General features: G+C 70.7%; 14 protein-coding genes. 8 read left to right on the top strand and 6 right to left on the bottom strand.

Annotated features, from left to right (window positions below; genetic code table 11):
• Both ABYX71_RS05115 and ABYX71_RS05110 read right to left on the bottom strand, forming a co-directional pair.
• Positions 1 to 359: FAD-binding oxidoreductase (locus tag ABYX71_RS05115; RefSeq protein WP_372695428.1), on the bottom strand; the 359-nt coding region annotated here is incomplete at its 3' end.
• Positions 356 to 1,537 (bottom strand): (Fe-S)-binding protein, encoded by a 1,182-nt coding sequence (locus ABYX71_RS05110; RefSeq protein ID WP_372695427.1) that lies wholly within the window; start codon positions 1,535 to 1,537, stop codon positions 356 to 358. The genes ABYX71_RS05115 and ABYX71_RS05110, both read right to left, overlap by 4 nt.
• Positions 1,538 to 1,641: 104 nt before the next feature.
• Here ABYX71_RS05110 and ABYX71_RS05105 point away from each other — a divergent pair, with 104 nt between their 5' ends.
• Positions 1,642 to 2,970 carry a UDP-glucose/GDP-mannose dehydrogenase family protein gene (locus tag ABYX71_RS05105; protein WP_372695426.1) on the top strand — a complete coding sequence of 443 codons (1,329 nt, stop codon included), beginning with the start codon at positions 1,642 to 1,644 and terminating at the stop codon, positions 2,968 to 2,970.
• A gap of 202 nt (positions 2,971 to 3,172) precedes the next feature.
• Here ABYX71_RS05105 and ABYX71_RS05100 read toward each other — a convergent pair whose 3' ends face one another.
• The 4 genes from ABYX71_RS05100 to ABYX71_RS05085 are packed head-to-tail and all read right to left on the bottom strand — an operon-like array spanning position 3,173 to position 6,291.
• Entirely contained in the window at positions 3,173 to 3,991 is an 819-nt protein-coding gene (locus ABYX71_RS05100; RefSeq protein WP_372695425.1) for an SDR family oxidoreductase, read from the bottom strand.
• 10 nt (positions 3,992 to 4,001) lie between these two features.
• Positions 4,002 to 4,928, bottom strand: a complete 927-nt coding sequence (locus ABYX71_RS05095; protein ID WP_372695424.1) for a DMT family transporter — start codon at positions 4,926 to 4,928, stop codon at positions 4,002 to 4,004.
• 4 nt (positions 4,929 to 4,932) lie between these two features.
• Positions 4,933 to 5,886 (bottom strand): homoserine kinase, encoded by a 954-nt coding sequence (locus ABYX71_RS05090; RefSeq protein WP_372695423.1) that lies wholly within the window; start codon positions 5,884 to 5,886, stop codon positions 4,933 to 4,935.
• Positions 5,887 to 5,898: 12 nt separating this feature from the next.
• Entirely contained in the window at positions 5,899 to 6,291 is a 393-nt protein-coding gene (locus tag ABYX71_RS05085; RefSeq protein ID WP_372695422.1) for a DUF2782 domain-containing protein, read from the bottom strand.
• 135 nt (positions 6,292 to 6,426) lie between these two features.
• Here ABYX71_RS05085 and polA point away from each other — a divergent pair, with 135 nt between their 5' ends.
• The 7 genes from polA to ABYX71_RS05050 all read left to right on the top strand — a co-directional run.
• On the top strand, positions 6,427 to 9,147 hold the full coding sequence (polA, locus tag ABYX71_RS05080; protein WP_372695421.1) for a DNA polymerase I: 2,721 nt from the start codon (positions 6,427 to 6,429) through the stop codon (positions 9,145 to 9,147).
• A gap of 169 nt (positions 9,148 to 9,316) precedes the next feature.
• Positions 9,317 to 10,780, top strand: a complete 1,464-nt coding sequence (locus ABYX71_RS05075) for an aldehyde dehydrogenase family protein (protein WP_372695420.1) — start codon at positions 9,317 to 9,319, stop codon at positions 10,778 to 10,780.
• 12 nt (positions 10,781 to 10,792) lie between these two features.
• Complete coding sequence (locus ABYX71_RS05070) at positions 10,793 to 11,575, top strand: SDR family NAD(P)-dependent oxidoreductase (protein WP_372695419.1); 783 nt, start codon at positions 10,793 to 10,795, stop codon at positions 11,573 to 11,575.
• Between the two features lie 154 nt (positions 11,576 to 11,729).
• Positions 11,730 to 12,692 (top strand): AAA family ATPase, encoded by a 963-nt coding sequence (locus ABYX71_RS05065; RefSeq protein WP_372695418.1) that lies wholly within the window; start codon positions 11,730 to 11,732, stop codon positions 12,690 to 12,692.
• A gap of 33 nt (positions 12,693 to 12,725) precedes the next feature.
• Positions 12,726 to 14,006 carry a DUF58 domain-containing protein gene (locus tag ABYX71_RS05060; protein WP_372695417.1) on the top strand — a complete coding sequence of 427 codons (1,281 nt, stop codon included), beginning with the start codon at positions 12,726 to 12,728 and terminating at the stop codon, positions 14,004 to 14,006.
• Complete coding sequence (locus tag ABYX71_RS05055) at positions 14,006 to 15,922, top strand: transglutaminase domain-containing protein (RefSeq protein WP_372695416.1); 1,917 nt, start codon at positions 14,006 to 14,008, stop codon at positions 15,920 to 15,922. Before ABYX71_RS05060 ends, ABYX71_RS05055 begins: the two co-directional genes overlap by 1 nt.
• Positions 15,923 to 15,957: 35 nt before the next feature.
• Positions 15,958 to 17,553: CTP synthase (locus ABYX71_RS05050; RefSeq protein WP_372695415.1), on the top strand; the 1,596-nt coding region annotated here is incomplete at its 3' end.

The raw sequence follows: 17,553 nt of genomic DNA, 5'->3' as shown, positions 1-17,553 counted from the left end.
TCCAGCGCCGCCAGCAGGGCGCCAAAGGTGACACCCGGTTCCAGCACCACCACGCCCTTGACGGTGTCGATGTCCAGGATGCGGTCGAGTCCGCCCAGGTCCATCACCAGTCCGCCGGCGTGCGGGTTCACGCCACCGGCGTACATGGAGCCGGCGCCGCGGCTGTAGACCGGCACGTTCAGCCGGCTGGCGGCGGCCAGCACGCGGCCGATACCGGGCGCGTCCAGGGGGCGCACCACCAGGTCCGGGTGGCCGGGTGCAACGATGGAGGTGTCGCGCCGGTAGGCGAGGGTGTCGACCGGCTCGTGCCAGGCCAGGCCGGCGGGCAGCAGCGCGCGGATCTCATCCTGCCAGCTCACTCCTCGGGCCCCGCCACGGCGTAGTGGGCGGCGATGAACTCGCAGATGCCGTACACCGGCAGCTGCCCGGCCGCGGTCAGCGCCAGATGGCCGCCACACAGCGGGCTGGCGGTGATCAGCGCCTCGGCGCCGTAGCGCTCGGCGCCGGCCAGGCAGGCGGCGGCCATGCGCCGGGCCGCGTTCTCATGCAGCTGCGCCATGCCGCCGGCGGCACCGCAGCACACGGCGTGGCGCGGCGCGGCGGTGTTCTGCGCCACCTCGCAGCCGAGGACCGCCAGCACCTCGCGCAGCAGGCGCGGCGCGTCGAGCGGCTCAAGCCCGTGATGGGGCTTGCTGAGGTGGCAGCTGTCCTGCACCGCCACCACCTGCGGCGGCGGCGAGTCGCCGCGCGGCGCCACCGCCAGGCGGCCGTCGTGCAGGGCGGCGTGCAGCAGCTGCAGCACCGAATGCGGTGCGGTGTCGGCGGCGCTCAGGTGGGCCAGGCAGTCACCTCCGAGCACGGCCATCGGCACGTTGGCCGGCACGGTGTCGGCGAAGGCCCGCGCCTGCTGCGTTTCGGCCTGCTCGAAGCCCAGCGCCGCCAGGGGAGCTCCGCAGCACACGGTGTGCTGTGGCCAGGCGACGTCATGGCCGATCACCGTCAGCAGCTGGGCGGCCGCCCGCGCCTCGCCGGGCTGGCGGTGGACGGCGGCGCAGCCGGGCAGCAGCCACAGGTCGGGTTGCGGGTGCGGCACCAGGCCGAACTGCCAGTCCGCGCCCTGCGCGGCGGCAAAGCCCCAGGGGTTCTGCCCGGTCAGCACGGCATCGCGCACCGCCACGGCGTCCGTCGGGGCCCGATCCTGTTCCACCAGCTCCGCCCGCAGCGCCTTGACCGCCGCGGTCGGCGGCATGCCGATGGGACAGACCGCCTCGCAGTTGCCGCAGGTGGTGCAGGCGAAGGCGCGTTCGGCGACCGTCGTCAGGTCCAGCGGTTCGCCTTCCAGCAGCGCGCGGGCGGTGGCCAGATAGCCCTTGCCCGAGTAGGAAGCCGCTGGCGAATGTGCCTGCAGGGTGGCGCACACGCCGTCGATGCCACGTTCCTGCCACACAGCGACGGCACAATAGTTGCACGTGGCGCAGTGGTAGAGCGCTTTCTCGAAGGCCCGCAGGCGAGTGAAGCGGTCGGCGGGTTCAGGCATGGCGTGGCGGCTCCTCCCAGAGCCGTTACTGTACCGTAGCGGGCGCGGCGACTACGGGGCATGTGCCCGGCGTCGAGCCCCCAAGCAGCGGAGTGCGGGTCTGTATGAATGTGGTCATGATCGGTACCGGCTATGTCGGCCTGGTGTCTGGCGCCTGCTTTGCCGACTTCGGCGCGGAAGTGGTGTGCGTGGACATCGACCCGGGCAAGATCGAGCGCCTGCGCGCCGGCGAGATTCCCATCTACGAGCCGGGTCTCGACGAACTGGTGGCCCGCAACGTCGCCGCCGGGCGCTTGCAGTTCACGACCGACCTGCCGGCGGCGGTGCGCGAGGCCGACCTGGTGTTCATTGCCGTCGGGACGCCGAGCCGCCACGGGGACGGCCACGCCGACCTGAGTTATGTCTACGCCGCGGCGCGCCAGGTGGCGGCGCATCTGTCCGGCTATACGGTGATCGTCGACAAGTCGACCGTGCCGCTGGGGACCGCGCGGCAGGTCGGGCGCATCGTGCGGGAGGCCAATCCGACGGCCGATTTCGACGTTGCCTCGAATCCGGAGTTCCTGCGCGAGGGTGCCGCCATCGGCGACTTCATGCGTCCGGACCGGGTGGTGCTGGGGGTCGAGAGCGAGCGGGCCGAAGCCCTGCTGCGCGAGCTGTATCGGCCGCTGAACCTGATCGAGACACCGATCGTCGTCACCGGGCTGGAGACGGCCGAGCTGATCAAGTACGCCGCCAATGCCTTCCTGGCGACCAAGATCAGCTTCATCAACGAGATGGCGCAGCTGTGCGAGCAGGCCGGCGCCGACGTGCACGACGTGGCGCGCGGCATCGGGCTCGATGGCCGCATCGGGCGCAAGTTCCTGCATCCGGGGCCGGGCTTCGGTGGCTCGTGCTTTCCCAAGGACACGCTGGCGCTGATCCGGCTGGCGCAGGAGGCGGGCGCGCCGTCGCGCATCGTCGAGGCGGTGGTCGAGGTCAACGCCGCCCAGAAGGCGCGCATGGTGCTCAAGATCCGTCGCGCGCTCGGCGGCAGCGAGGCGGGCAAGACCATCGCCGTGCTGGGCCTCACCTTCAAGCCGAACACGGACGACATGCGCGAAGCCCCGGCGCTGGCCATCCTGCCGCCGTTGCTGGACCGTGGCGCCCGGATTCGCGCGCACGATCCCAAGGGTGTGCCCGAGGCTCGCGGGCTGCTGCCGAGCGCGGTGGATTATTGCGAAGACCCCTACAGCACGGTCGAAGGTGCCGATGCGCTGGTGCTGTTGACCGAGTGGAACGAGTACCGGGGCCTGGACCTGGAAGAGTTGAAGCGGCGCATGGAGGGCCGCGTCGTGGTCGACCTGCGCAACATCTATGATCCAGGGCGCATGGCGCAGGCGGGCTTTGAATACCACTGTGTGGGTCGCCCGGGCGTGCCCGGTATCGATGGCTGATTGCAATGGACGCAATCAGGAAAGATGAATTCCTTTCAAGGGCGCCAGTCTTTAGCCTGACACGGGGACATTCAGTGGCGAGGTGCGTCCATGAAGTGCTTGGACAGTGCGGTGCTCGGCCGCAGCCGTGGCATTTTGGCCGATTACGCGGCGCTGTTCGCGGCAGCGTCGGCCGGCCTGTGGAGGGCCTGACCGGCGCGGTTCAGTCGACGAACAGGTCGGCTTCCAGCGGCTGCTCGGGGTCGACGGCGTAGAGGTCGAGGTCGGTGACGCCGGCCTGCGCCAGGACCGCCTCGTCGATGAAGAAGTTGCCGGTGCAGTCGCGGCTCGGTCGGGTGAGAATCCAGTGCGCGGCGTCGGCAACGATCTCCGGGCGTCGGCAGCGGCCGGGCTCGATGCCGGGCAGCATCTCGATGGCCGAGGTGGCGATGACCGTGCGCGGCCACAGCGCGTTGGCCGCCACGCCTCGGTCGCGGAACTCCTCCGCCAGCGACAGCGTCAGCAGACTCATGCCGTACTTGCTCAGCGTGTAGGCGCCGTGCGGGGCCAGCCAGCGCGGTTCGAAGTTCAGCGGTGGCGACAGGGTCAAAACGTGCGGATTCTCGGCCTTGAGCAGGTGCGGCAGGCAGGCGCGGGCGGTGACCCAGCTGCCACGCACGTTGACGTCGAACATCAGGTCGAAGCGCCGTACCGGCGTTTCGAGTGTGCCGGTCAGGGAAATGGCCGAGGCGTTGTTGACCAGGATGTCGATGCCGCCGAAGCGTTCGGCCGCCTCGGCGACGGCAGTCTCGACCGCCCCCTCGTCACGCACATCCACTACCAGGGGCAGCGCCTGGCCGCCGGCATCCCGGATTTCCTGCGCCGCGGTGTGGATGGTGCCGGGCAGTTTCGGATGTGGCTCGGCGGTTTTGGCGGCGACGATGATGTTGGCGCCGTCCTCGGCCGCGCGCAGTGCGATGGCCTTGCCAATACCGCGCGAGGCGCCGGTGATGAAGAGCGTTTTTCCGTACAGACTGTCCATGCGCTTCACCTCACGAAGGGGATTCGGGCGCGGCGCGCCGGGCGAGCCATTGTGGGCCGAGTGCTGCCAGCAGGCTACCGCCGACCACCAGCACCGCGCCGGCCAGCTGGTGGTCGCGCATCGGCTCGTGCAGCAGCAGCGTGGACATCAGCACCGCGTACAGTGGGGTCATGTTCATGAACGCCATGGCCTCGGCCGGGCCGACCGACTTGACGCCGTAGTTCCAGGCCATCAGCGCGCCAACACCGACGAAGATGCCCATGTAGGCGAGCCCCGCCCACACGGCCGGGGTCAGCTGGGGCGTTGCCGTGGACACTTCCCACAGGCCCCAGGGCGTCACCATCAGCAGCGACATCGCCGAGGTGACGGCGGTCACCGACAGTACCGAGCGTGACCGCATGACGCCGCGACCGACCACCGAGTAGGCGGCCCACATGACCACGCCCGCCAGCATGATCAGGTCGCCGACGTTGAACTGGATGGCCTTCAGTTGCTCGAAACTGCCACCGGACAGGATCACGGCGATGCCGACCAGCGACAGCAGGGCGCCCATCCACTGTACCGGGCGCACCACGGTGCCCAGCGCCAGCCAGGCCATGGTCATGGCCACCAGCGGCCCGGCCGAGTTCATCAGCGCGGCATTGATCGCGTCCGTGTACCGCAGGCCCAGGTACAGCAGCCCCTGGTAGCCGGCCACGCCGCTGGCGGCCATGAAGCACAGGCGCCAGAAGTCCTTGCGCAGGGGCGGCTCGTTGCCGCTGCGCAGCAGGCGCACGAGCACTACCAGCAGCAGCAGCGACACCACGCCGCGCAGGGTGACGATCATGCCGGGGCCGATGTGTTCGCGCAGCGCCCGGCCAACGGTCATGTTGCCGGCCCAGATGATGCAGGCCACGTTGATCCACAGGTGTGGCGCCAGGCGCGACAGCGTGCTCATGGCATCAGGCCGGCAGGATCGCCTGCGCCCGCTGCGGCTCGGCAATGCGCCGGCGCAGGATGCGCTCGAAGTGCGCCGGATCCTTGATGTGGGTGATCTCGCCGGCCCGCGGGAAGTGCAGGTCGTACAGGCGCGACAGCCAGAACCGCAACGCGGCTGCACGCAACATGGCAGGCAGCGCGTCGGTCTCGCCGCTGGCCCAGGGGCGGCTCTCGGCGTAGGCGGCCAGGAAGGCACGGGCACGGGCGTCGTCGAAGTCGCCGTCGGCACCGATGCACCAGTCGTTCAGGCAGATGGCGACGTCGTACAGCAGGATGTCGTTGCAGGCGGCGTAGAAGTCGATCACGCCGCTCAGCTGCTCGCCCTCGAACAGCACGTTGTCGCGGAACAGGTCGGCGTGGATCACGCCGCGCGGCAGACGTTCGGTATCCAGGGCCGTCTGGAAGGCGATTTCCGTGTCGATCAGGGCCATCGCCTCGGCATCCAGGACAGCGCGCAGCGCATCGGCGGTGAAGCGCCACCACGCCGGCCCGCGCTCGTTGGCGCGGCGGCGGTGCACGTGACGGCCGATGCGGTGGATGCGCCCCAGCGCGCCGCCTACCGCGGCGCACTGGGCCACCGAGGGGTGCTCGATGGCGCGGCCGGCCAGGCGTTCCACCAGCACGGTCGGGCGCTGGGCCAGGTGACGCAGGTACGTGCCGTCATCGGCCATGATCGGCCGCGGGCAGGCCAGGCCGTGGTCGGCCAGGACCACCATCAGTTCCAGGAAGTATTCGAGCTCGCTGTCGGCTTGCCGCTCGAACAGCGTCAGCACGAAACGCCCGCCGCTGGTGGTGACGAAGTAGTTGGTGTTCTCGATGCCGTCGGCGATGCCGTGCAGTTCCAGCAGTTCACCGACGGCGTAATCGCGCAGAAAGGCGACCACCTCGGCCGCCTCGACCCGGGTATAGACCGACACGCAGCCTCCCGACTACCAGCGCAGAAGCACCCAGCGCGGCACTGGCGGCGGGTTCTTGATGTCGTTGATCTGCTGGCTGAATTCACCCTGGCCGGTGGGGTCGACCAGGTAGTAGGCGGGGCCGACAGCCGGGATTACCTTGACCATGTAGACCTGGCCGTTGATCGCGTATTCCTCGCGTGTGCCCTTGGCATCGCGCTTGATGGTGACTTCCGGCGACGGCGCGTCACCTTCCTGCGGTGCCACGCGCAGTTCCGGCGGCACCTCGTTCGGGTCGGTGGCCGGGGTAGTGCGCGGGGGTGGAACCTGCATTTCGGGCGGGGCGTCCGTGCCGGCCGGCGGCGCCTGCCCGGCGGCCTGCGCCGCTGCCCCCCAAAACAAGCCGATCAGCAGCATGCGGCGCATGGCTCGAACTCCAGAATAAAGACGGCAAAACCGGCTGACAGCATAGCATCGCCGGGGGGCGCGTCCGGCGTCCGCCGGGCGCTGCGCTACACTGCCGGCGCCGGTTCCCTGTCCCTTTCGCGTGCCCGTCCTGCCATGCCCGAATCGCCGCTCGTCGTCCTGGTGGACGGCTCGTCCTACCTGTTTCGCGCCTTCCACGCGCTGCCGCCGCTGACCAACACCCAGGGGCGGCCGACCGGTGTGACCTACGGCGTCATCAACATGCTGCGCCGGCTCGAGCGCGAGTACCCGGACGCGCACATCGCGGTGGTGTTCGACGCCAAGGGGCCGACGTTTCGCCATGAGAGCTTCGCCGAGTACAAGGCCAACCGGCCGCCGATGCCGGACGACCTGGCGGTGCAGATCGCCCCGACGCAGGACCTGGTGCGGGCGCTGGGCCTGCCGCTGCTGGTGGTCGACGGCGTGGAGGCCGACGACGTGATCGGCACCCTGGCGCGGCGCGCTGCCGGCCGTGGCGAGCAGGTGCTGATCTCCACCGCCGACAAGGACCTGGCGCAGCTGGTGGACGCCCACGTGCGCCTGGTCAACACCATGAGCAACACGGTGCTCGACGTGGCCGGTGTCGAGGACAAGTTCGGCGTGCCGCCGGCGCTGATCGCCGACTTCCTGGCCCTGACCGGCGATACCGTGGACAACATTCCGGGCGTGCCCAAGGTGGGCCCCAAGACGGCCGCCAAATGGCTGCAGCAGTACGGGTCGCTCGACGACGTGATGGCGCACGCAGACGACATCGGCGGCAAGGTGGGCGAGAACCTGCGCGCCACCCTGGAGCAGTTGCCGCTGTACCGCGAGCTGGCGACGGTGCGCTGCGACGTGGCGCTGGACATCGATCCGGACAACCTGAACCGCGGCGCGCCGGACGTGGACACCCTGCGCCGGCTGCTGGGCGAGCTCGAGTTCAAGTCCTGGCTGAAAGAGCTGGAGGAGGGCGCGCCCGGCGGCCCGGCGGCCGATGCGCCCGGCGACAGCGCGGCGCCGGGCATCGACCGCGACGCCTACGAAACGGTGCTCGATGCCGCCGCGCTGGATCGCTGGTGCGAACGCCTGGCCGCCGCCGGGGTGTTCGCCTTCGATCTGGAAACCGATTCGCTCGATGCCGTGACGGCCCGCGTGGTCGGCGTGTCGTTTGCCTGTGAGCCAGGGCAGGCCGCCTACGTGCCGGTCGGTCATGACGGCCCCGGCGCGCCGGAGCAGTTGTCCGCCGAGACCGTTCTCGGGCGCCTGAAGCCGCTGCTGGAGGCCGCGCCGTCCCGCGTGGTCGGTCAGGGTTTCAAGTTCGACTACACCGTGCTGGCCCAGCATGGCATCGGCGTGGCCGGCCCGGCCTTCGACACCATGCTCGAGTCCTACGTGCTCGACAGCACCGCCAGCCGGCCCCACATGGACACGCTGTCGGCCCGGCACCTGGGCCACACCCCCATCACCTTCAAGGAGGTGGCCGGCAGCGGCAAGAAGCAGCTCACGTTCAACCAGGTGGACATCGACACCGCCGCCCGCTACGCGGCCGAGGACGCCGACGTGACGCTGCGCCTGCACCGGCATTTCTGGCCGCAGATCGAGGCCGAGCCGGCCCTGCGGCGGGTGTTCGAGACCATCGAGATGCCGCTGTTGCCGGTGCTCTCGCGCATCGAACGCCACGGCGTGCTGATCGATGCCGCGTTGCTGCGCCGGCAAAGCGCCGAACTGGCCGAATCCATGCAGCGTCTGGAGGCACAGGCGCACGAGTTGGCCGGCCGGCCGTTCAACCTCGGCTCGCCGCTGCAGATCCAGCAGATTCTCTACGACGAACAGAAGCTGCCGGTGCTCGGTCGCACGCCCAAGGGCCAGCCTTCGACCGCCGAGGACGTGCTGCAGGAGCTGGCGCTGCACTATCCGCTGCCGCGCGTGATCCTGGAGCACCGGGGGCTTTCCAAGCTGCGCTCCACCTACACCGACAAGCTGCCGGCGCAGCTGAATCCGGCCACCGGGCGCGTGCACACGTCCTATCACCAGGCGGTGGCCTCGACCGGCCGGTTGTCCTCGTCGGACCCGAACCTGCAGAACATTCCGGTGCGCACCGCCGAGGGGCGGCGCATCCGCCAGGCGTTCATCGCGCCCGAAGGGTGCGTGCTGCTGGCGGCCGACTATTCGCAGATCGAACTGCGCATCATGGCGCACCTGTCCGGCGACGCCGGCCTGCGGCGCGCGTTCGCCGAGGGTGCCGACGTGCACCGCGCCACCGCCGGCGAGATCTTCGGCGTCGGTGCCGACGGCGTCAGCGCCGAGCAGCGGCGTGCCGCCAAGGCCATCAACTTCGGCCTCATCTACGGCATGTCGGCCTTCGGCCTGGCGCAGCAGCTCAACATCGACCGCGGCGCCGCGCAGCGCTACGTGGATCAGTACTTCGAACGCTACCCCGGCGTGCGCGCCTACATGGACGCGACGCGTGAGCAGGCGCGCGAGCGTGGTTACGTCGAGACCGTGTTCGGGCGCCGCCTGTACCTGCCGGACATCCGCGCCGGCAACGCGCAGCGCCGCCAGTACGCCGAGCGCACGGCCATCAACGCGCCCATGCAGGGCACGGCGGCGGACCTGATCAAGCTGGCCATGATCCGCATCGACCGCTGGCTGCGGGACAGTGGCGAACCGGCGCGCATGATCATGCAGGTGCACGATGAACTGGTGTTCGAGGTGCCGCGCGACGGTGTCGCGGCGGTGCGGGACGAAGTGGTCGCGCTGATGAGCGCCGACAACCCGCTCGACGTGCCGCTGGAGGTCGAGACCGGCATCGGGACCAACTGGGACGAGGCGCACTGATCGTGCACGAACCGGGCATCCGGCCCGGTTGCGACGCGCCCGTTGCGGTGCCGGCCCGCGACGGGCCTCACCGGGCACGCCCAGGGGTGCTTGCCCGGTGGCCGGGGCATCCTTAGCCTCGCTGCACCAGCCATCGACCTGACCCATTCAAATCACGAGGAGACCGCCCATGATTGCGTTCGAGAAACTCAGCGCGCCGACGCGCCTGTTCATCAACGGCGATTACCAGGACGCTGCCGATGGCGCCCGCTTCGACAACATCAACCCGGCCACCGGCCAGTCGCTGGGCACGGTGGCCAGGGGCACGGCGGCGGATGTCGACCGCGCCGTGGCCGCGGCCCGGGCGGCCTTCGAGTCGGACGCCTGGGCCGGCATGGCGGCCGGCGACCGCGAGCGGCTGCTGCACCGCCTGGCGGATCTGATCGAACACAACGCCGAGGCGCTGGCGGCGCTGGAAACGTACGACACCGGCAAGCCGTTCGGCGATGCGCGCAAGGTGGACCTGCCCATGTCCGTGCAGACGCTGCACTACTACGCCGGCTGGCCGAGCAAGCTGCGCGGTGAGACGGTGCCGGTGCGCGGGCCGTTCCTGACCTACACGCTGCGCGAGCCGATTGGCGTCATCGGCCAGATCGTGCCGTGGAACTTCCCGCTGTTCATGGCGGTGATGAAGCTGGCACCGGCGCTGGCCGCCGGCAACACGGTGGTGCTGAAACCGGCCGAGCAGACGCCGCTGACGGCGCTGTACCTGGGCAATCTGCTCAACGAGGCGGGTTTCCCGCCGGGCGTGGTCAACATCGTGTCGGGCTTCGGCGGCGAGGCCGGCGAGGCGCTGATCAACCATCCGGACGTGGACAAGGTGGCCTTCACCGGTTCCACGCGCACCGGTCAGCACATCATGCGCCAGGCGGCCGGCACGCTGAAGCGCGTCAGCCTGGAGCTGGGCGGCAAGTCGCCGCACATCATCTTCGGCGACGCGGACCTGAAGTCCGCCATGCGCGCCATCGGCGCCGCCATCTTCTACAACCAGGGCGAGGTGTGCATTGCCGGCTCGCGCCTGTTCGTCGAAAAGCCGCTGTACGAGCAGGCGCTCGAGGCGGCGTCGCAGTCCGCCGCGCGCATGAAGGTGGGCGATCCCTTCGCCGAGGACACGCGCATCGGCGCGCTGGTGTCCGAGCAGCACTGGAAGCGTGTGGACGAGTACGTGAAGCTCGGCGTCAGCGAAGGGGCCCGGGTGGTGGCCGGCGGCGGCCCGGCCGAGGTCGCCGGCGGCGGCTACTTCTACCAGCCGACCGTGCTGGCCGGCGTGCGCAACGACATGCGCGTGGCACAGGAGGAGATCTTCGGCCCGGTGCTGTCGGTGATCCCGTTCGAGGACGAGGCGGACGTGCTGGCCCTGGCCAACGATACCCAGTTCGGCCTGGCCGCCGGCATGTGGACCCAGAACCTCGGTCGCGCGCACCGCGTGGCGCGCGCCATCAAGGCCGGCACGGTGTACATCAACGCCTACGGCATCATGGACCCGGCGGCGCCGTTCGGCGGCTACAAGATGTCCGGCCTGGGCCGCGAGAACGGCGAGGAGGGCATTGCCATGTACACCGAGGTCAAGACCGTCTGGACCGGACTCAAGTAAGCGGAGGCCGTCATGGAAATCGATCTGAGGGGCAAGGTCGCCGTCGTCACCGGCGGCCGGCAGGGCATCGGCCACGGCATCACGCAGGCGTTTCTGGAAGCCGGCGCCAGCGTGCTCACCTGCGCCCGCGACGGCGCGGGACTGAACGCGCAAGTCGACACGTGGCGCGCCGCGCACGGTGAGCGCATCGCCGGCATGGCGGCCGATGTCGGCAAGGCGGAAGACGTCGAGCGGCTGATGGCCGAGGCCAACAGCCGCTTCGGCGGCGTCGACGTGCTGGTCAACAACGCCGCCACGTCCGAGTCCGGCACGCTGGCCAGCCTCAGCGACGCGCAGTGGCAACGGGAGTTCGACGTCAAGCTGCTGGCCATGGTCCGCACCGCGCGCGCTGCGGTGCCGCTGATGCGGGCCCGCGGCGGCGGCAGCATCGTCAACATCAACGCCATCTTCGCCCGTCAGCCGGACATGACCTTCTATGCCTCCAGCGTGGTGCGCGCCGGCTGTCTTGCCTTCACCAAACTGCTGGCCAGGGAACACGCGCAGCAGGGCATCCGCGCCAACGCCATCGGGCTTGGACTGGTCGAGACACCCGCCTGGCAGGCCTGGCACGATCCGTCCCAGGGCAGCTACGCCGACTTTCTGGGCGCCGCGGCCGCCGATTACCGTGTGCCGATGGGGCGCGTGGGGCAGGTGCGCGAGGTCGCCAACGTGGCGCTGTTCCTGGCGTCGGACGCCGCCAGCTACGTGACCGGCACCCAGCTCGACGTCGACGGCGGCATGGCGGCCTATCTGTAGGCCTATCTGTAACGGTGGCCCGGGGGCAGCCGCGAGCCGTCGTGTGGATTCAATCAGCGCGCCGGGCGACCGATAATCTGTGAGGGGAACCCGGGTGCCGCGCCGGCACCGTGCCCGGGGCCCCGTATCCGTTCACCGCTTCGAGGTTTCCACGATGACCAGCGCCGCCCCCCGACGCGCCACGGACACCGCTGCCGAGGCGCAGCTGAAGCTGGACGCGGTGCGTCAGCAGCTGGCTGGCGTCTGGCTGGGCGACCCGGCGGTGCTGGAGCTGTTGCTGGTGGCGGTGCTCGCCGGCGGGCACGTGCTGCTGGAGGACGTACCCGGCGTCGGCAAGACCACGCTGGCCAAGGGGCTGGCGCGGGTGCTGGGGGTCGCCTTCAACCGCGTGCAGTTCACGTCCGACCTGTTGCCGGCGGACGTGCTCGGCGGCAGCGTCTATCACCCCGGCGACGGCCGCTTCGAGTTCGTGGCGGGGCCGATCTTCACCGACCTGCTGCTGGCCGACGAGATCAACCGGGCGCCCACGCGCAGCCAGTCCGCCTTCCTGCAGGCGATGGAGGAGGGGCAGGTCAGCGCCGATGGGCGGGCCTACCCGCTGTCGCCGCTGTTCACGGTCATTGCCACCCAGAACCCGATCGATTTCGACAGCACCAACCCGCTGCCGGAGGCGCAGCTGGACCGCTTCCTGGTCGCTACCCGCCTGGGGTACCCGGACGCCGCCGCCGAGCGCACGTTGCTGGGCGAGTACCGCAGCGCGCCGCCCCTGCAGGCGGTGCTCGACCCGGACGGTTTGCTGGCGCTGCGGGCGCAGGCACGGGAGGTGTATCTGCACCCGGACCTGGCGCATTACGTGGTCGATCTGGCGCGCGCCACGCGGGAGGATGCGCGCGTGCGGCTGGGCATCTCGCCGCGCGGCGCCATGCATCTGGCCGAGGCCGCGCGGGCGCGGGCGCTGCTGCACGGCCGCGCCTCGGTGCATCTGGAAGACGTGCGTGCCCTGCTGCATCCGGTGTGGGGACATCGCGTGCTGCCGCGCCAGGGCCGCGAGCATGACCGCCGCGTCACTGCCGCGTTGCTGGATGCACTGACCGCGGACGTGCCGGTGCCACGCTGAGGAGCGTTACGTAGTGCCGGGCAGCGCGCTGCCATGAAGGAACTCGCCGACCGCCCGCTGCGAATCCCGGGCGAGCCGTGGCCGCGGCACGCCTGGCGGCTGCTGCGCTGGGTGCTGGAACTTCGCCTGGTGCCGCGCCTGACCGAGCGGCGCGGTGGCTGGCGCGCGCCGCTGCGCGGCCTGCGCGATGGTCTGACCGCGTTCGGCAGGGTGCTGCTGCTGGCGAGTTTCGCGCTGTTGCTGCTGTCACGGCGCAGTCAGCCGGGGTTCGATCTGGGGCTGGCCGCAGCGGGGCTGTCGGTGGTGCTGCTGAGTCTGCTGATCGGCTGGCTGTGGCGGCCACGGCTGCACCTGACGCGGCTCGAGCAGGCCACCGCCATCGCCGGGCGGCCGTGCCGGGGTCGCGTGCGGGTGGTCAATGTCGGTCGGCGCGCGGCGCGGGAACTGTCGCTGCGTGAATGGCGAGGGCCCGGTTGGCGCGCGTTGCCGGCGGCGCAGAGCACGCTGATCGGGCATCTTCCTGCCGGCGAAAGCGCCCTGTGCGAGGTGGCCTTCGTGCCGCGCGAGCGGGGGCTGCTGCGCCTGCCCGGGCTGGCCGCGCACAGCTACTTTCCGCTGTTCGTGACCTGCAGCACGCAGCGCGTGGCGGAGCCGATGGAGGTGGCCGTACTGCCGCCGCCGCTGCGCGTGACCCTGCCGCCGCTGCGCGATCTGGCGGCGCGCTGTCTGCATGCCGGCACCCAGGCCGCGCGGCGTCACGGCACCTTCGAGTACGCCTACTCGCGGCCCTACCAGCCGGGCGACCTGCCGAGCCGGCTCGATCATCGCGCCAGTGCCCGCCGCGGCGAACTGATGGCGCGCGTGTTCCACGGCGGCGTGCAGCTGCAGGCGCGCGGTGTCGTTCTGTGTTGCGACACGTCGGTGGCCGGTTTCGAGCCGTGGCAGCCACGGCCCCGCAATCGCAAGGCGCTGGACCGTCGCCTGGCCCTGCTGCTGGAGATCGCTGCCCAGGCCCGGGCGGCGCAGTTGCCGCCGCAGGCGCTGGCCCTGGGCGACGACTGGCAGACGCTGGTCGACGAGGCCGCGCTGCAGCGCGCCGTGGCCGGGTGCGCGCCGGCCCGCGGCTGCCGCCTGCCGGACGCGCCGCTGCAGGCGGACTGGCTGCACCTGCTGGTGACCGAGGACGCCTCGCCGGAGCTGCTGGCGCGGGTGGCGGCCTGGCGCGCGGCCGGCCGGCTGGTGCTGGTGTTTCGCCTCGGCGGTGCCGGGCGCAGCCTGCCGGAGGCACCCGGCAATCACGAGGTGCACGGCTGATGCGCTGGGTGGACGGGCTGCTGGCGGTGGCGGTGGCCGCGGCCGGTGCGCACGTGCTGTTGTCCATGCAGCTGCCGGGTGCCGCGTTGCTGTTCGCCGCGCTGGCGGTGCCGCTGGCGCTGGTGGGCCGGCTCCTGCCGGGGCGGCCGCTGGTGCCGACGCCGGGGCTTGCCTTCATCGTGTTCGTGAGCGGCGGCCTGCTTGGTTACATGGCGCTGGTGGACCTGGTGCCGGCGGCTTCCTGGGCGGTGGACTTCAGTGTGTTTGGCGGCCTGGTGCTGGCGGGGCTGTTGCTGATGGTCTGGTTGCTGGCCAGCCGTCCGCCGCCGGGGGTGGACCGGGTCGGGGATCCGCCCGGCGATACGCTGGCGCTGGCGGTGCTGGCGTTGGCGCTGCTGATTCCGCGCCCGGTGCCGGCCGGCGTGTTGGCGCAGGCGCTGCCGTGGCTGGCAGCCGGCTGTGCGCTGCTGTCGCCGCTGCTGGCGCGGCGCGGGCCGCGCGCCATCTGGCGTGTCGCCTGGTTGCTGCCGGTAGCCGTCGTGCTGCCGCTGTCGCAGGCCGCCCTGCAGGCGGTGCAGCGGCCCGTGCTGGGTGCGGTCATCAGCGCGCTGCCGGCGCCGCGTGGCGCCACCGGCTTCTCGCCCCTGGCACGGTTGCGCGCCGAAGGCCTGCTGCGCCCGGCGCGCCGGGCGGTGCTGCGCGTGTGGGTCGCCGACGGCCGCCCGCCGCCGTATCTGGTCGGCAACCGTCTGCTGACACTGGACGCTCAGTACGAGTGGAAGACGCCCAGCGCCGCGCCGCTGGCCGCGCCGCGGCAAACCGACGCCGGCCGCCAGCGCTACCGTCTGGCTGCCGGTGCCTCGGCCTGGAGCCTGGCCGTGCACAGTCTGCGCCGCGACGACCTGCTGTTCCTGCCGCCGGGCACGCGGTGGGTCGAGGTGGCCGACGGCGGCCTCGCTTTCGACGCGGCCGGTGTGCTGGACGGAAAGTTCGCCGGCCGCGACGAGCGCCGCTGGCGCGCCGCGGGCGGCGGCCTGCCGGTATCGTCCGCCGCCGAACCGGCGACGCTGGCGCTGCCGGTGTTCTGGGACGCCGAGTTGCAGGCGGCGGCACGTCAACTCGGCGGCGCTGACGCGGCGCACACCGCGGCGCGCATCGGCGATGAACTGCGCAGTCGCCGCTACAGCCTGGACTACCGGCTCGATCGGCGGGCGCCGCTGAAGGACTTTTTCCTGAACCGCCAGCCGGCGCACTGCTTCTGGTACGCCACGGCGGCCGCGCTCGCCCTGCGCGCCAACGGGGTGCCCAGCCGTCTGGTAACCGGGTACCGGATATCGGAGGCGCTGGGGGAAGGCCTTTTTCTGGTGCGCGAACGCGATGCCCATGCCTGGACCGAATGGCAGGACGGTGCCGGCCGCTGGCATACGCTGGATGCCACGCCACCGGACTACGATGCAGTGCTGGCGCCCTACGGCGGTGGGCGGCTGGAACGGTTCTGGCAGCGCCTGCGGGCCCGCCTGGATGTGTGGTGGCAGCAGGTCGAGCTGAGCGATGCGCAGGTGCAGGCGGTCTTGCTGGCGGGCCTGGCGGTGCTGGCGGTGCTGTTCGTGCGCGAGTATCGCCGCCTGCGGCGGGTCGATCCGCGCCAGCGCAGGAGCCGCCAGTGGCTGCGGCTGTGGCGCGGCTTCCTGCGTACCTCGGGTCTGCCGGAACGCCCGCAGTGGACGCCGGCCGACTACCGCGAAAACCTGCCGCCGCAGTGGTCGGCAGCGCGGCTGCAGGCCGCGCGTCGCTTTCTGGACAGCTATGCCGCGGCCCGTTTCGCGCCTGACGCGGACACCGCCTCGGCGGCTGCCGCGTTGCGGGAATTGCGCCGGCGCCGATTGTCCAGGCGGGGCGCATCTGATACTTTTTGACCGCTTTTTTGCGGTTCTTCGCAGTCTGGTAGCGCATGCCGAAATACATTTTCGTTACCGGTGGCGTGGTCTCCTCCCTGGGTAAGGGCATCGCCGCCGCCTCGATCGGCGCGTTGCTGGAGTCACGCGGCCTCCGAGTCACTTTTCTCAAGCTCGATCCGTACCTGAACGTCGATCCGGGCACCATGAGCCCGTTTCAGCACGGCGAGGTGTACGTCACCGCCGATGGCGCCGAGACCGACCTGGACCTCGGGCACTACGAGCGCTTCGGGCGCATGCCCATGCGGCGGGCCAACAACTTCACCGCCGGCCAGGTGTACGAGCGGGTGCTGCGCAAGGAGCGTCGTGGCGAATACCTGGGCCGCACGGTGCAGGTCATTCCGCACGTCACCGACGAGATCAAGCGCTGCATCGTCGAGGGTGCCGGCGACGCCGACGTGGCCCTGGTGGAAGTCGGCGGCACGGTGGGTGACATCGAGTCGCTGCCGTTTCTGGAGGCCATCCGTCAGATGGGCCTGGAGCGTCCGCACGACGACGTGCTGTACATGCACCTGACGCTGGTGCCGTACTTGCGTGCCAGCGGCGAGATCAAGACCAAGCCGACGCAGCACTCGGTCAAGGAACTTCAGGCCATCGGTATTCGCCCGGACGTGCTGCTGTGCCGCACCGAGCAGGCACTGCCGGAGGACGAGCGGCGCAAGATTGCGCTGTTCACCAACGTGCCGCGCGAGGCGGTGATCTCGGCCGAGGACCTGGACAACATCTACAAGATCCCGCGCCACTACCACGACCAGGGGCTGGACGATTTCGTGGTGCGCCGGCTCGATCTGCCGGTTGGCACCTCGCGCCTGGAGGCCTGGGACCGCTACATCCACGATTTCGAGCACCCGACGGCGGTGGTGGACATCGCCCTGGTCGGCAAGTACGTCGAGTTGGCCGATTCCTACAAGTCGCTGAACGAGGCGCTGGATCACGCCGCGGCGCACACGCGCACGCGGGTCAACGTCCATTACGTGGATGCCGAGGCCCTGCAGAACGAGGGTACCGGCGCGCTGGCCAACATGGACGCGGTGCTGGTGCCTGGCGGTTTCGGCGAGCGCGGCACGGAAGGCAAGATCGCCGCCGTGCGTTTCGCTCGCACGCACGGCATTCCGTACCTTGGCATTTGCCTCGGGCTGCAGGTGGCGGTGATCGAGTTCGCCCGTGACGTGGCCGGCCTGGAGGGTGCCCACAGCACCGAGTTCGACCCGGCCAGCCCGCACCCGGTGGTGGCGCTGATCACCGAGTGGCTGGACGACAGCGGGCGCACGCAGCAACGCGGCGCCGACGCCGACAAGGGCGGCACCATGCGCCTTGGCGGACAGGCCTGTCAGCTCGGTGAGGACACGCTGGCGCGCAGCATCTATGGCGAGGCACGCGTCGTCGAGCGCCACCGTCACCGCTACGAGGTCAACCCGCGTCTGCTGCCGACGCTGCAGGGAGCTGGTCTGAAGGTATCCGGTCGCAGTGAGCAGGACGGGCTGGTGGAGATGATCGAGCTGCCCGAGCACCCGTGGTTCGTCGGTTGCCAGTTCCACCCGGAGTTCACCTCCAACCCGCGTGACGGGCACCCGCTGTTCAGCAGCTTCGTC

Origin of the sequence: Immundisolibacter sp., assembly GCF_041625615.1 — a bacterium.
Taxonomy (GTDB): Bacteria; Pseudomonadota; Gammaproteobacteria; order Immundisolibacterales; family Immundisolibacteraceae; genus Immundisolibacter.
The sequence above is the reverse complement of the archived record's forward strand: the minus strand, read 5'-3'. Positions and strand labels throughout refer to the sequence as shown.